The following is a 15,571-nucleotide window of genomic DNA, read 5'->3' on the forward strand; positions in this document are numbered from 1 at the left end:
TAAAACAAAAGCCGATGAAAACCGCATTAAGATTACTCTTAATTCTTTGGGGAATCACTTTTTCAAGTTCCAGCGAAGCGGATTTGTCCAAACAGAACTACAGAAATCAAGACGTCGCTTTGTTCAAAAAAACCACCCAAACATGTGGTGCCGCCGAGGCAGCTAACGCCTTCGCACATTCGTAACAAGAAGTATCAACCAAAGTCCCTTTTTAAAATGAAAACCCCTAACCCAAATTCTTTTACCAAAAATGAAAAGCCCATTGGTGAAACAGGAAAAAGTGTCAGCTATCCACGCGAAAGGTATCGAACATTTGTTTTTCGGATGTTTGGATCAAAATCCAAAAATCCAGCGTGAACTTTTTGATCGGATGTCTGAAAAAATGCTGGCCGTCTGCCTGAAATACATCAAGGAGACCACCGCTGCTGAAGATGTACTGATCATAGCGTTCCGAAAGATATTCGACCGGATCGTACAATTTCGACAGCAAGGAAGCTTCGAAGGCTGGATCCGAAGAATCGTAGTCAACGAGTGCCTGATGTACCTGGAAAAACAGCGCAACTTTTACAAGCAAACCGGTCTTGAAAAAATCTATCCAACAGCGAACCAGAGCGGGCCAAGCGACTATTTGGACTGGGAAGATCTCGGCAAAATACTGCTCTCTCTTCCGAACGGTTATCGAAAAGTATTCGAGCTATTTGTCTTAGAAGGTCTCAGTCATGAGGAGATCGCCCAAAAGCTGCAGATCTCCGAAAACACCTCCAAATCCCAACTCAGCAGGGCCCGAGCCCAGGTTCAGAAAAAATTCTGTCCATTTACTTGAGCGAGTATCTCCTCGTGACCAAGGTCTTCCGTTTTTCACGAGTAATTTTTTCCGCACTCCCCTACCATCCATCCCATTTTCACGGATGTGAAGGGAGTGCCGGTATTATATTTTATACTCTCTAATTTATTTTTATGCTTCTCAAAAACAGTATTTTGTCACTTATATAACATCAGTATAAAAGTCGCTTATTTCACAAACAATTCTGTTTAAATAAGTCCCATACCCTCTATATTTGGAATTGACGTTGATTCACAATTAGGTAATTATTTGATAATTAAATGGGATATTTTCGAATCCGGGAAGTGTTTTTGGTGGATGATGATGCAATCGTTCGCATGGTAGCGATCAAAATTTTGAAAAGCATAGATTTCAACAGTGCGATTTCATCATTTGAAAACGGGCAGGCCGCGATAGATGAGATCAAAAGACGGGTAGAGACCCAGGAGATCCTCTCGCTAGACGAGCCGATTTTATTGCTTTTGGACATCAACATGCCCATTTTGGACGCTTGGGGCTTCCTGGATGAGTTCAGTGAACTGAGCGCCGAGGTCAGAAAGAATTTTTTGATTGCCATCATCACCAGCTCCATAGACACCAACGACAAGATCAGAGCGTTTTCCTATGAAGATGTGCTGGACTACATTACCAAGCCCTTGTCGGGGCAGCATCTCAAGGATTTCCTTTCCAAGCACCAGCTCTATGCCGTTTAGCGTATTTGGATTAAACCTCACAAGCATTTTCTGGGTAACATATAAAAAAATCCCCCGATCATTTTGACGGGGGATTTTACTATTAGCGTTTGGTTATTTACCAAATATGGATCTGATTGCCGGGAACTTCCTCGAATGTCAGTTCTGATGTTTTGAGTACATCTCCTGAAGACCTTGCCACGGCGATTCCATGTTGACCAGATTTCCCGATAAAGGTTTTGTCTACGGTCAGGCTGCCTTGGGGCACGTTGTCTACAGTAAGAGCTGCCGAAAAATTGTTGGACATAACCTTGCCAGCATGGAGAATTCTAGCATTTCTTACCACGTTTTGGAGGTGGTTGGTAGAATACGTAATCCCATACCAAGAACCACTCGTCTCATCGGTTCCTTGGATCACCACTGGAGCGCCATTGCCTCCTTCTAGATGTAGATAACCCAACATGCCGCCCGAGTCTACCACGTCGATCCGCGTTCCCGGTTGCATCTTGATTCGCACCCCTTGTTTTATCCGCAAGCCAGACTGGACGAGAAGGTTTTGGCCCATGCCCTTGATCACATAAGGCGTGCCGCCATAGAATCCCTTCCAGATGATCTCCCTTCCTGGAACTCCGATGGCGATCAGGCCATCTACTGCCACCTCATTCTTTCCGTTGTTTTCCATTGCGGTAGTGTAGTCGAGGTTTTCGACCAAGCTGGTGGAGACGACAATGGGATGCCCCATGTGATTGGTGATGGTATTCAGGTTAAAAACCAGACTTACGCCATTGGAAGTGGCGTCGAGCCCGTTCCCCTTTCCTTGGTCAAAGACGGTTTTGGAAATTGCGATACTACCATTGGTGCCAATCTTCAGCGTGGCGGGCTCAGAACCGCTGATGGCATTGCTTCCAGCATGCCTGATCTCGGTCATGTTGATATTGCTTGGGTTTCCTTGAGAATTGTCAAGGTAGATTCCCCTCCAGGCGCCTTTTTCCTTGGTCATTCCTTCTATGACCACCGGCTTTCCCTCCAGACCAAACAGGATGACTTTGGATCCCTGAATGATTCGGATGGCTCTGTCATTGGCTACGTTGATGTGTGCTCCATCGGAGGCTGCCCAAGTGGATGCCGCTGTCACGACCAGATCGTCCAAAAGATCATATTGGGAAGTGAAATTGGGCCAGATGTGTTCCAGACCGTTATCTATTCTTCCGGGCGAAACCTTGATATTACCACCTTTTATGGTGTTTTCCGAAGAGAGCAACGACACACGCTCCGCCGCGATCATCATCGGCCCATCTGTGTTATCAAAGACTTCATTTGCCTTGAACTCCAAAAGACTTGCGTCTTCGGGCAGGATGATGCCAAGTTTTGAATTGTGGTGAATCTTGGAGGAAATCACCGTAACATTAGCTCCCGGAGCAAGCTTGAGCGCTGCATCCATTTGCCCTGCATCCCTGATCTCGATTCCCCAGAGCATATTTTGCTCGCTTTGTGACTCGATGAGAATGCCCTCCCAATAGCCCCTTTCCGCGGATTTTCCTTGGAAAACGATGGTACCCTGGGAAGTTCTGTCATCCGCAATCAAAATTCCGTTGGCTGAGACGGTCAATTTGGCTCCCGCTTCAAATGCAATCCTGACTCCGGGCTTCACCACTAGCGTTCCCTCGACCTCGATATCCTTGGTCACCAAATAGTCAAAGAGCTGTTCTTTTTCTACGTGTACATTTTCCAAAATCCTAGTTTGAAGGATATCTTCCGAAATCAGGACTGGTCCTTCATTTCCGCCGACTGTACCGGTGACGTTGATTTCGATTAGATCAAAAGATATGGTTGACTGATGTTTAACCTTGAGTTTGATAAGATACTTCCCAGCTTTATCGGGCTGGAACTTGGATAGGACATCGGTTGGAGTCTGCAGCTGAACGGTGCTGCCTTCCGGCTTTTCCATGATCGCCCATTCAAACTGCAAGTCTCCGCCGGTCTCGTTGACAGAGTTGGACCCGTCCAATTCCACCAAAGTACCAAGTGCTACCTCCTTGTCCTCTCCGGCTTTGGCTTCGATCTTAGGAGTTTCCCCTGCTACCACCGTCAGCTTGACAGTATCGGTCGCAGTCCAGTTTAGGTAGGTCACCGTCAGCTTAAAGACATAATTGCCAGTCTTGTTGGTGGAAAATTCGACTGCGACTTTTTCCATAGAAGAAGTCTCGAACTCCGCGCCATCCGGCTTTTCGATAAGCTCCCATTTGTAAGAAATGGGCTTCCCCAGCGTATTAACCGACTGGCTTCCATCAAGCAAAGCAAGCGAGTTCACGACTAGTTCCTGCTCCGCTCCTGCATCTGCCAGCAGTGGGTTGGTTGGCACCTCTGGCTTTTCCTCACAAGCCGTAAACAGTCCAGCCAACAGCAATAAAATCACACCTAGTGATTGAAACGTTTTCATTTTTTTCATTGGTTTAGTGTTCAAAAATTTAAACACCCAGCAGATTGGAAATTGAGACGGGGGGTTGCTTACAGGCCAGAAAAAAAATTGAAGGAAATCAATTCTCAATAGTTGAAATTTAAAAGCAACACTTTTCACATAACTCCAATGTCCAATAATCCCAGTTTCGAAAAACTAAAGTCAAAAATTCCAGATCCAGCCTCAATCGACTATTTGATAGAGGAACTTTCAGCTTCCGAATTCGGAAGCCTGATACTCGAGATCTATCGGCAGCGCGTTGAAAAAATGTCACCATCTCAGGTACTCCGGGATTTTGGAAAGAACCGATTCACCCAGCCTTTGAAAGTCGAACCGATCCAGTTGTTAAAAACCGAAGCCAAGTGGCTAAAAAAGGCCAAGAAAGCCGGATTTACCCCTATCCTACTATCCCCTGTTTCCCCTTTGGGTACCTGCTCAGCAGTTGCAAAAGTCAATCAAAACAATGTGGTCAGTGCATTGCGAAATACCGAAGTCGTAGCCGACGCCACCAACGTTCTCGCTTTGCAGCTGTCTCAGGATTTGAAAAATACTCCAAAGCCAGGGACTCAGAGCTACGCGACGGTGCATCGACACGTTCGTGCTCAGCATTACGAAAACCCAAACTTTACTGCCCATTTTGGTATCTTTTGTCTTGCATCTGCAGGGAAGAACCGGGGAAACTTCGACTTTGAACTGGAAGAAGCCAATCGCCATATTAAGCTATTGATCGAACGTTTGGAGAAGTTTTTCCCGAGGGATAAAATATCTTTCAAGTTCTTCCTCAGGGATGAAAACCCAGCCCTACGGCAACGCCTTCAAGACAGCCAAAATACCTGGACGGGCTTCCCTGTGACTTTTCATTCAGACTCGTCACAACAGTACTATCAATTATTCCAGTTTAAGATCTATGCAAAAGTCGGTGAAAACTTGATTGATTTTGCTGATGGAGGGCCAGTGGACTGGGTGGCTTCGCTGTCTGGAAACAAGAAAATGAGGTGCTTTATTAGTGGAATAGGCCTTGAACTTGTCCTGAAACTGGGCGGATCTATGTAAGTTTAGGCTGAGACCAAAAAACCTTAGCCAGCAACCAGACCCAAAAACCATGAAGGTCCTATTGATTTCTATCGGAACGAGAGGCGACATTGAACCATTTTTGGCTCAGGCCGAACTTCTACAGAAAGCGGGTCACGAGGTAGTTTGCCTCTTCCCTGAACAGTTTAGGGAGACGGTGGAAAAGATGGGATTGGACTTTTTGGGTTTCGACCGACGTTTCTTGGAAATGCTGGATTCGAGTGTCGGGAAGTCTGTAATGGGTGGTGGAGGCAATACTTTCACCACAATAAAAAACTTCTACCGTCTGATGAAGACTTCACTTGGTCTTCAGAAAATTCTGATTGAGCAGCAAAAGGACGCTATCGATTCCACAAGGCCGGATCGGGTGATCTTTCACCCAAAAGCACTTTACTGCACACTTCCAGCGATGGCAGAGCCGAAGAAGTTCTTCCAGCTTTCCCCTATTCCTAACCTCATCCACCCCCATCCCAATTACCAGCATTTGAGCCTTTCGAAGTGGAAGCCGTTTTCAAGCAAATGGAATCTTCGAAGCTATGGTTTGGTGAATGGCACCCGATACATCGCTTTCAACAAATTCGTAAAGCCTTATTTCAAGGATTTCCAGGGCATAGAATTTTCGACTAAGTCCATCAAAAACTTCGAGCTAAAAAGGCTACAGGTCCTTTATCAAATTTCCCCAGCCCTTTATCCCAAACCTTCCAATTGGCCGGAATGCGCATACCTTACTGGCTTTTTCGCACGAAACCAAAACCAACACTACCAACCCGATCCAGCGCTGACGGCTTGGCTGGAAAAGTATCCCAAAGCTATTCTTTTGACTTTCGGCTCCATGACCAATCCCAAACCTTTGGAGCTATCTTCGCAAATTATTGGGCTTCTTGAGAAACACCAGATTCCGGCCATAGTCAATCTCTCTTGGGGCGGCCTTCAAAAAGTAGAGTCCAGCGGAGAATCCATCTACTATGTCAATCAGATTCCCTATGACTGGATCCTGCCAAAACTCCATGGAATCGTGCACCACGGAGGCTCGGGCACGACCCATTTCGCAGCACGATCGGCTGCGGTTCAGCTCATTGTGCCCCATATCATGGACCAATACTTTTGGAATCGCTTGATCAACAACAATGGACTTGGTCCTTTGGGGACCAGCATCCACAACTTCAATCTTGAAAAGTTCGAAGAGGCATTGATAGACTTTTGGAATAATCCAGAATACCGAGCCAATGCAGCGCTCATTGCAGAAAAAATGAGCCACGAATCAGACCCTCAAGAACTTATCCACCTCATCACACGCTAATATGAACGTTCTTTATCGTCCCCTGCTTTTGGCAAGCCTGGCCCTTCTAGCCTCCTGCGGAAGAAATCCAGAGGTCGTTTTCACCGCTTCGGAAAACGAAACCTATCGCCCTGACTACCACTTCACCCCTGCCTCAGGCTGGATGAACGACCCAAACGGTATGTTTTACCTCGATGGGGAATACCATCTCTTTTTCCAGCATTACCCCGACACGACGGTATGGGGACCGATGCACTGGGGGCATGCTGTATCCAAAGATCTCGTGTCCTGGGAGGAATTGCCCATCGCCATCTTTCCGGATAGCCTCGGCTATATCTTCTCGGGCAGTGCGGTGGTAGACAGAGAAAACAGCTCTGGTTTGGGTACAAAAGAAAACCCGCCGATTGTGGCGATTTACACCTACCATGATGCGGAGGGTGAAAAGTCAGGTTCCAATGACTTCCAAACCCAGGGAATTGCCTTCTCAACCGACAGGGGAAGAACCTGGACCAAATACGCGGAGAATCCGGTTCTGCCCAATCCCGGCATACGCGACTTTCGGGATCCGAAGGTCACGCAAATCTTGAATTCAGATGGTTCTAAGGAATGGATCATGACCTTGGCTGTACAGGACCATGTTCAGTTTTACAGTTCACCGGATCTGAAAAACTGGAGCAAAATTGGAGCGTTTGGCCAAAATTTCGGGGCACACGGGGGAGTATGGGAATGTCCAGATCTGCTGAAAATGCAAACTCCTAGCGGAGAGGACAAATGGGTCTTGCTGCTAAGCATCAATCCAGGCGGACCGCAGAAAGGATCTGCTACCCAATATTTTATAGGGGATTTTGATGGAGGGATTTTTACGCCAGACGATAAGATGATCCGCTGGATTGACTATGGCCCGGACAACTATGCGGGAGTCACTTGGGCGAATCTGCCCCAAAAGGACAAGCGTACGCTGTTTATTGGCTGGATGAGCAATTGGCTCTACGGGCAAGTCGTGCCTACAAAGTCCTGGAGATCCGCTATGACCGTACCGCGGGAGCTTAGCCTGATCGATGTCGATGGAGTTTTGCTTTTGAAATCCGCTCCGGTCGAAGAGCTGGAAAAGCTCCGCCAAGCGGCGATAGAAGTGGACGAAAGCTCTAAGCTACCCTCCCAGGCGGTGGAGCTGGAAGCTGAACTGGATGGGTCGGATGCCTTTGCGCTTACCCTGTCCAATGAACTGGGCGAAAAGCTCGTGATCACCAAAGAAGCAGGCCTGGTGTCCATAGACAGAACCAATGCCGGCAAATCTGACTTTCAGGAGGATTTCGCAGCTGCACATGCTGCACCGATGAGTTGGAAGGCTGAGAATCTTAGGATCTTTCTGGACGCCAGTTCCGTCGAGCTCTTTGTCAATGATGGTGAATTGGTGATGACTTCGCTGGTTTTTCCCAACTCGCCTTGGAAAACAGTCGAGTTTCAACAAGGGGTGAAAGAAGGAAGGATTTTCCCCCTGAAAAAATAGCTCTTCCCTTACGAGCCCCGCCCACAGCCGTATGATTTTCCGAAATTGATCGAAAAAATATTTTTGTTTTTTCAATCCAATACAGCTTACATTTGGGGTTGATTTGGATTCACAAAAAATGAAAAAACAAAGAATAGCTTTCTTCCTCGGCCTCGTCTGGTTGATCGGGATAGTGGCTGTTTTTTCATTTCCTCCCTCAAGCGAACTAAGGACTAAAAGCAATTACTCTTCCGCTGAGCTGAAGGGCATTTCTACGCCAGACCTGGTTTTCAGCCTTGTTGATCATTCTCCAGAGGTACCGGCATTCAAAGCCAGTTTGGGGATAGCAGACCTGAAAGACACAGACTGGAGCGTAGCCTTCGTTCACTCATTCCTTCAATACCTTTCGCCTTCCTTTTTTACCAAGTCCAAGGCGCTGTTTGATGTATTGACCACTTTCTTTTACTTCTTCCATACCTGGTAGACAATGTGTCATCCCAAGCCATAGGCTGCAAACACATTTTCAATTTTATCTACCAAAAAAATGATCGATATCGATATTCCCACACTTGCTGTGTCAGGTGTGCTGTTACTAGGCGTGATCGCGCCGTTTGTTTCTTATTCCATCAAGAGCAAAAAAGCCAAAAAGAAGTTTCTGAGTGGGTTTAGCGACTTCGCGACCCAGCTCAACCTGAAAACTGATGTCCAGGAGGACTGGAGAAACCGCTACATCCTAGGACTGGACACCTCCAAAAAGGCCCTCCTGTACTACCAAAGCGGCGAAACTGTTGAAAATCGACAAGTGGCCCTGCGGGACGTTTCCAAAGCCGTGGTGCACCAATCCTATCTTGGAAACGACACTTCAAACCCTACCAAGACGCTGGATCAGCTGGCTTTGCAGATTCATTTTAAAGATCCGGCCAAGAAAAGTTTGAGTTTGGAGATCTACAACCACGAGTACTTTTCCGACTTGCTTGGCGAGACCATTCTGGCTACCAGATGGGCCGAACTTATCAATAAAAACTTACCTAACTAACCCCCAAGGCTCCCTCGTGTGAGGGAGCCTTTTTTACTGCATCCACACCAACCTATGAGTGCAAACAATGAATCTTGGGGCTCCCGAGTGGGCCTTATCCTGGCCATGGCCGGCAATGCTGTCGGACTTGGAAACTTCCTTCGCTTCCCTGTACAAGCGGTGCAAAACGGAGGCGGGGCCTTTATCCTCCCCTATCTCATCTGCTTCCTACTGATGGGCATTCCGCTGCTCTTCGTCGAGTGGTCCTTGGGCAGGTTTGGTGGCAAGCTGGGCAACCACAGTACACCCTACATCTTGGACTCAGTCAGCAAGAAACCGATTTGGAAGTACATCGGGGTTTTCGGCATCTTCACCAACATAGCCGTGGTGGCTTACTATACCTATATTGAATCCTGGACTTTTATCTATGTCTTTCACAGCATTGTGGGGACCTTCACCGGCATGGGCAAGGACGAGATTAGTTTGTTCTTTGACAACTACGTGGGGCTTACGGGCTCTGATTTGGGCATTCCCCTGCTTCCGGTGTTGGTATATGTACTGGTGATGGGATTGAATGTTTACATACTCTCCTCCGGGCTTGGCGGGATAGAAAAGGTCGCCAAAATCGGAATGCCTTTACTGATTTTGTTTGGGCTAATCCTGGCTTTCCGTGGCTGGACCATGGGTGCAGACTTTGCCACCGCGGAGTTTCCAGACGCAAACGCTTGGGATGGGATCAACTTTCTCTGGACACCGCAATATTCCTCGCTTGCCGACCCCAAAGTTTGGCTTGCCGCTGCCGGACAGATCTTCTTCACCCTCTCGGTAGGCATGGGCTCCATCCAATGCTACGCGTCTTATGTAAAGGCCAATGAAGACATAGCGCTAAATTCCATTACCGCGGGATTTACCAATGAGTTGGTGGAGATCGTACTCGGAAGCGCCATTGTCATTCCCATTGCTGCAGGATTTCTCGGAATGGATTGGGTGTTGGAAAACGCCGGTTTTGGGATGGCCTTCCAGACCATGCCCTACCTATTCCAGCAATGGGGACCCGCATTCAGTATGATTGCCGGGGTGTGTTGGTTTGGCTTGCTGTTTTTCGCAGGCATCACCTCCTCACTGGCCATGGGTACGCCGTGGATGGGTTTTATGCAGGATGAATTTGGCTGGAGCAAAGTCAAAGGGGCAGTTTCCTTTGGAATCATCGCTTTGATCATGGGGCTTCCGACAGTTCTATTCTATAAATATGGCTACTTCGATGAGTACGACTACTGGGGAGGCACGGTGAGTTTGGTCATTTTCGCACTCTTGGAGACCATCCTCTTCGCCTGGGTCTTTGGAATGGAAAAGGGATGGGAGGAAATCACCCGCGGTGCGGACATTCGGGTGCCGTCTTTCTACAAATGGATCATGAAGTACATCACGCCGGCACTCCTTCTTTTGGTGTTGCTTGGGGCACTCTTTACACCCGTAGGAAATGACTGGACGAGCGCTCTTGGCAGCTTGATGGATGGGCATGGCTATGAGCTGGATGCCTCTTCACTGATATCAAAGATCTCAAACGCAGACCTCAAGGCCCAGCTCCTATCCAATCCTGAAGACACGGAGCTGCTGGAGAAGAAGATATTCTATTCCACGCTTGCCAGAACACAACTGGTCCTACTTTTCGCGACGATCGCCGGCATCGTCTGGTATTCCCACCAAAAACGCACAAACCGAACTCTATGAACTCTTCCGCACTGATACTCTCCGTCCTGACTCAAAGCCTGATTGTGGTGGCCACGGTCTATTGTTTTTATCTCGTCTTGAAAAAGCCCAAATCCTAAGAGCTACACGAGCCGGAACCTGTCACATTGAGTGGCAGGTTTTTCTTTTTTACCGTTTGGGAACAGAACAAATCCGCGGATTTTGGTATTATTAGCCTATCCAAACCCTATACTACCATGGAATCAAACCCTACCAAAGAATATGATAACGGTGAAGTGACTGTAACCTGGCAAGCGGAAAAGTGCACTCATTCCGGGAACTGCGTCCGAGGCCTGCCGAAAGTCTTTAACCCCAGGAAGAAGCCCTGGATAGAGATTACCAACGCAAGTACCGACCAGTTGATAGATCAAGTCAAAAAATGTCCATCCGGCGCACTGGGTTACTATTTCAAAGACAAAGGGGGATCCTAACTCAGGCCAAAAACCATCATGCGTAAAATCCTAGTCCTTTTTGCCCATCCAAAATTTGAACATTCCGACGCAAACCAAGCTTTGGTGGATGCGATCAGCGACTTGGAAAATGTTCAGGTGAGGGATCTCTATGAGCTTTATCCAGACTTCAACATCAACATACAGGCAGAACAGGAGACTCTTTTTGAGCACGAAGTGATCATCTGGCAGCACCCATTTTACTGGTATTCTTGCCCCCCGTTGCTAAAACAGTGGATGGATCTGGTGCTGGAGTATGGCTGGGCCTATGGTACCGGGGGGATTTTCCTCAAAAACAAGTACGTCTTCAATGCATTCACCACTGGTGGGTCCAAAGAAGTCTATTCATCCACGGGTCGCAACCGATATACGGTTGAAGAATATTTGAGACCCTTTGAACAAACTGCCTACCTCTGCCACATGCGCTACCTGCCACCTTTTCATCTCAGCGGAACCCATAGTATTACTGCTGACAAACTCAGGGAGAAAGGCAGGGAGTACAGGGAACTTGTCCTAAGTCTAAGGGATGCAGCGGAAATTACGACGCCTTACCTCCAAAAAGCCTAAGACTATGGATGGATTTCTCTTCAACGCGATCATCTATACACTGGCGGCTGTCATCTGCGTCCCCATAGCAAAACGCCTCGGCATGGGTTCCGTCTTGGGGTATCTGATAGCCGGAATATTGGTGGGGCCTTACGGCTTCCAATTTATCCAAGACGAATCCCAAGGTCAGGATATCATGCACAGTACTGAGTTTGGGGTAGTGATGATGCTGTTTTTGATAGGTTTGGAGCTCGAGCCCAAAAACTTGTGGAAGATGCGGGATCTCATCCTGAAGGTGGGCCTGTCCCAAGTGATCGCGACTTCCGCCTTGCTTTTCGGCCTCGGCCTTGCTATCGGGATAGACTGGAGAATCGGTCTGACAGCGGCCCTATCCATGGCACTCTCGTCCACTGCTATTGTCCTGCAGTCATTGAAGGAAAAAAACCAGATGGACACTCCCACGGGCAAGTTCTCCTTTGGCGTATTGCTGCTGCAGGATATTGCCGTGATCCCGATCTTGGCGGTATTGCCGCTATTGGCTATTGCCGCACCCGAGGTGGCTGGAGACAGCCATGGAGGCTTTTTGGAACATCAGCCCGGCTGGGTGCAGACGCTGATGATCTTCGTAGCCATTGGTTTGGTTGTCTTGCTAGGACGTTTTGGTTTCGGCCCGCTGCTTAACTGGGTCTCGAAGACCAAGCTCCGCGAACTTTTTACTGCATCGGCACTCCTGATCGTCGTGGGGATTGCCTTTTTGATGGAAATGGTCGGGCTGAGCCCCGCTTTGGGTACTTTTCTGGCCGGCGTTATCCTGGCAAATTCTCCCTACAAGCATGCGCTAGAGTCCGATCTTGATCCGTTTAAGGGTTTGCTCCTTGGTTTGTTTTTCATGGCCGTCGGCGCGACCATCAATTTCAACCTGATTTTCTCCGATGCGGCCAGCGTTTTTTCCCTGACTTTTGGCGTTATCCTGATTAAGGCTCTTGTTCTCGCCACTATCGGTAAAGTCAAGAAACTCAGTTTTCCTGAGAACTTGAGATTCTCCATAGGTTTAGCCCAAGTCTCCGAGTTTTCATTTGTCACCTATGCTTTTGCGCTGCAGCTGGGGATACTTGCGACGACCACATCCGGGATGCTGATGGCGATCACGGCGCTGAGCATGACTCTCACTCCTATCTTCAGCCTGGTGTTGGAAAAAGCCATTCTGCCCCGTCTGGAAAAGAAAAATGTCAACAACAGTCGCGATGCTGACGAGATTGGAGAAAAGAACAAGGTTATCCTTGTTGGATTTTCCCACTTCGGTACCACGCTGGGGCGATTTCTCCGGGCCAACGGCGTGGAGGCCACGGTTCTGGATTATAATCCAGATCAGGTGGACTTTCTCCGGAAAATGGGCTTCAAAGTTTATTTCGGGGATGCGACTCGATTGGATCTGCTCCACGCTGCCGGTGCCGAGGATGCCAAAATCCTGATTTCCGCGATTAAGTCCACGGAAACAAACAAAAAGCTAGTGGAGCTTTGCAGGGAGCATTTTCCCAAACTGCAAATCATGCTCCGCTCCAAAAACCGCTACGAAGCTTTTGAGCTAATGGAAATGGGTGTCGACAGCATCTATCGAGAGCATTTGGATACCTCCATACGTATGGGTCAGGAGGCACTGCAAAAACTCGGTTTCCGGGCCCACACTGTGCATCGACTGGCGGCACAATTTCGCAAATACGACGAGGATTCGCTCAAGATCCTTGTCAAGTACCGAGGCAATCAGGCGGAATATATTTCCAAGGTCAAAAAGCAAATCGAAATACAAGAAGCTCTCCTCTCAGGTGAACTTTCCCGCAAATTCTCCATGAACGACCAGGCCTGGGACAGCGAGCCGCTGAAGGACCAACAAGAAAAATATTGAATCTTTTTCCACGACTCACTTGCTTTATTAAACAGTGTTTAATTATTTTTGACTGTTTATTATTTAGCACATGGGAATCGCAGATCGTAAAGAACGAGATAAGGAAGAATTGAGGGAGAAGATTTTGGTTGCCGCCAAGTCACTTTTTCTTGAAAAGGGTGTGGAGAAAACTTCCATCCGAAATATCGCCGACCAGATCGAGTACAGTCCTGGCATTATCTACCACTACTTCAGGGACAAAAACGAAATTTTCCACGCGCTTCACCAGGGTGGATTTTCCCAAATGATGGAAAAGATGCAGGTTCTTCGATCCGTCAGAAACCCCATGGAGCGGCTTAAAGCGATGGGAAGTATTTATGTAGGTTTCGCACTTGAAAACCCTGATATGTACGACCTTATGTTTATCAAAGAAGCACCCATAGATCATGTCTATAACTCCGAACATGATAATTGGAAAGAGGGTGGCGGCACATTCGAATACCTCCGGATGACAATTAAAGAATGCGCAGAACAGGGACATTTCAAAGGCCACGACTTGGAGCCCCTTACCTATCTCATCTGGTCAGCAGTACACGGAATGGTCTCCCTGAATATCAGGAAGCGCTGCGAAGTGGTGTTGCCCGAAAGGCAAAACACCATTATAAGAGAAGGATTGGAAGAGTTCTTTAAAATCCTCGACAGACTTTAAAAAATTTTATCCATTTATTGAACACTGTTTTTTTAATTAACACCGAATAATTCTATAATGAAATCTCTTCTGGCTTTTCTGTCCGCATTTCTTTTCAGCCCCATTTCCGCGACCGAGGCACAAGGTATTCTAAACGAATACATCCAAGAAGGGCTGGAAAACAACCTGGTTTTACAGGAGAAAAACATAGAGCTGGAGCGTAGCCTACTTGCGCTTAAGGATGCCAAAAGTTATTTCCTTCCAGCTTTGGATTTTGGGGCGTCCTATACCTTGGCCAACGGAGGTAGGACGATTGGCTTTCCTGTGGGAGATCTGCTAAATCCGGTCTACTCCACACTGAATCAACTCACCGGAAGCGATGCTTTTCCCCAATTGGAAAACGTGTCAGAGCAGCTCCTACCGGACAACTTCTACGATGCAAGATTCCGAGCCTCTATGCCTATCGTCAACACGGATCTGATCTACCAACGACAGATCCGGGAAAAGCAGGTCGTCCTATCTGAATATGACCTCCAAATCTATCGCGCAAATCTGGTTCAGGACATCAAGCTTGCTTACTACAATTTTTGTACAGCCCACACCGCAATAGAGGTAATCCAGAGTAGCAAAGTATTAGTCGAGCAAAACCTGCGGGACAATCAATCGCTGTTGGAAAACGGAAAAGGACTTCCCTCCTCAGTATTGCGGGCGGAGAGTGAAGTTGAAAACATCAACGCCTTATTCATCGAAGCGGAGAGCAAAAAGCAAAATGCAGCCCATTACCTCAATTTTCTACTGAATAGGCCACAAGATTCTCCTGTAGAATTTGAGGAGCACGAGGCCGACCTCGGCAAGTTAGCCGATCTGATGGGGGAAAATGATCTGACTACACGACCAGAACTCCTGCAGATCCAAACCGCCGAAAGTATTCAGGAAACGGCCATCAAAGCCAGCAAGAGCTACTGGATCCCCAAATTCAACACGTATGCGGATCTGGGTTCCCAGAGTTTCGACTGGGCCTTTGACCAAGATTCAAGATACGCTCTTTGGGGGTTCAGCATCAATGTGCCACTCTTCCAAGGCGGCCGCAACCGAAATCAAATCTTCAGAAATGAACTGGCGCTTAAGACCGTCCAAACGCAGAGAGACCTACTTTCTGACAAGTTGGAACTAGACCTGAATCTGACAAAAAACGAGATTCGTGCCAACCAAGCAGCATTGCGTTCGGCGGAAAAAAAGCTCGAGTCATCAGCGGCATATTTTCGATTGATAGACCGGGGTTTTCGCGAGGGTGCCAATTCCCTGATCGAATTCATGGATGCCCGCAGTCAGCTGACCCAAGCCTCGCTCCAAAAAACCATCAACTCCTACAATCTCCTCAAGTCCATGGCCCAGCTCGAGCGTCAACTTCTCACCCAAACCTATTAAGC

Annotated in this window: 14 protein-coding genes; 13 read left to right on the forward strand and 1 reads right to left on the reverse strand. The window is 47.8% G+C overall.

The genetic code is table 11. The features are described from left to right. The first annotated feature begins 250 nt into the window (after window positions 1–250). Window positions 251–823, forward strand: coding sequence for an RNA polymerase sigma factor (locus J0A67_RS08120; protein WP_206568811.1), 573 nt, complete (start codon window positions 251–253; stop codon window positions 821–823). Window positions 824–1,104: 281 nt separating this feature from the next. Next, window positions 1,105–1,536, forward strand: a complete 432-nt coding sequence (locus J0A67_RS08125; protein ID WP_206568812.1) for a response regulator — start codon at window positions 1,105–1,107, stop codon at window positions 1,534–1,536. A gap of 97 nt (window positions 1,537–1,633) precedes the next feature. Here J0A67_RS08125 and J0A67_RS08130 read toward each other — a convergent pair whose 3' ends face one another. After that, window positions 1,634–3,955, reverse strand: a complete 2,322-nt coding sequence (locus tag J0A67_RS08130) for a PKD domain-containing protein (RefSeq protein ID WP_206568813.1) — start codon at window positions 3,953–3,955, stop codon at window positions 1,634–1,636. Window positions 3,956–4,102: 147 nt separating this feature from the next. On the opposite strand from J0A67_RS08130, the gene J0A67_RS08135 reads away from it, so the two are divergent. The 11 genes from J0A67_RS08135 to J0A67_RS08185 all read left to right on the forward strand — a co-directional run bounded on the left by J0A67_RS08135 (window position 4,103) and on the right by J0A67_RS08185 (window position 15,569). Beyond that, window positions 4,103–5,026 (forward strand): hypothetical protein, encoded by a 924-nt coding sequence (locus J0A67_RS08135; protein WP_206568814.1) that lies wholly within the window; start codon window positions 4,103–4,105, stop codon window positions 5,024–5,026. 49 nt (window positions 5,027–5,075) lie between these two features. Continuing rightward, entirely contained in the window at window positions 5,076–6,344 is a 1,269-nt protein-coding gene (locus J0A67_RS08140) for a glycosyltransferase (RefSeq protein WP_206568815.1), read from the forward strand. 1 nt (window position 6,345) lies between these two features. Further along, entirely contained in the window at window positions 6,346–7,833 is a 1,488-nt protein-coding gene (locus J0A67_RS08145) for a glycoside hydrolase family 32 protein (protein ID WP_206568816.1), read from the forward strand. A 118-nt stretch (window positions 7,834–7,951) separates the two neighbouring features. Next, window positions 7,952–8,296: a hypothetical protein gene (locus J0A67_RS08150; RefSeq protein ID WP_206568817.1), complete on the forward strand. Its 345-nt coding sequence runs from the start codon at window positions 7,952–7,954 to the stop codon at window positions 8,294–8,296. Window positions 8,297–8,356: 60 nt separating this feature from the next. Beyond that, on the forward strand, window positions 8,357–8,848 hold the full coding sequence (locus J0A67_RS08155; protein WP_206568818.1) for a hypothetical protein: 492 nt from the start codon (window positions 8,357–8,359) through the stop codon (window positions 8,846–8,848). Between the two features lie 54 nt (window positions 8,849–8,902). Beyond that, on the forward strand, window positions 8,903–10,558 hold the full coding sequence (locus J0A67_RS08160; RefSeq protein ID WP_206568819.1) for a sodium-dependent transporter: 1,656 nt from the start codon (window positions 8,903–8,905) through the stop codon (window positions 10,556–10,558). 215 nt (window positions 10,559–10,773) lie between these two features. Beyond that, window positions 10,774–11,007, forward strand: coding sequence for a (4Fe-4S)-binding protein (locus tag J0A67_RS08165; protein ID WP_206568820.1), 234 nt, complete (start codon window positions 10,774–10,776; stop codon window positions 11,005–11,007). An 18-nt stretch (window positions 11,008–11,025) separates the two neighbouring features. Continuing rightward, window positions 11,026–11,592 carry a glutathione-regulated potassium-efflux system oxidoreductase KefF gene (kefF, locus tag J0A67_RS08170; RefSeq protein ID WP_206568821.1) on the forward strand — a complete coding sequence of 189 codons (567 nt, stop codon included), beginning with the start codon at window positions 11,026–11,028 and terminating at the stop codon, window positions 11,590–11,592. A gap of 4 nt (window positions 11,593–11,596) precedes the next feature. After that, entirely contained in the window at window positions 11,597–13,474 is a 1,878-nt protein-coding gene (locus J0A67_RS08175; protein WP_206568822.1) for a monovalent cation:proton antiporter-2 (CPA2) family protein, read from the forward strand. Between the two features lie 70 nt (window positions 13,475–13,544). Then, window positions 13,545–14,162: a TetR/AcrR family transcriptional regulator gene (locus J0A67_RS08180; protein ID WP_206568823.1), complete on the forward strand. Its 618-nt coding sequence runs from the start codon at window positions 13,545–13,547 to the stop codon at window positions 14,160–14,162. Between the two features lie 57 nt (window positions 14,163–14,219). Next, window positions 14,220–15,569: a TolC family protein gene (locus J0A67_RS08185; RefSeq protein ID WP_206568824.1), complete on the forward strand. Its 1,350-nt coding sequence runs from the start codon at window positions 14,220–14,222 to the stop codon at window positions 15,567–15,569. Window positions 15,570–15,571 lie beyond the last annotated feature (2 nt).

The organism is Algoriphagus aestuariicola (assembly GCF_017254835.1).
Classification (GTDB): Bacteria; Bacteroidota; Bacteroidia; order Cytophagales; family Cyclobacteriaceae; genus Algoriphagus; species Algoriphagus aestuariicola.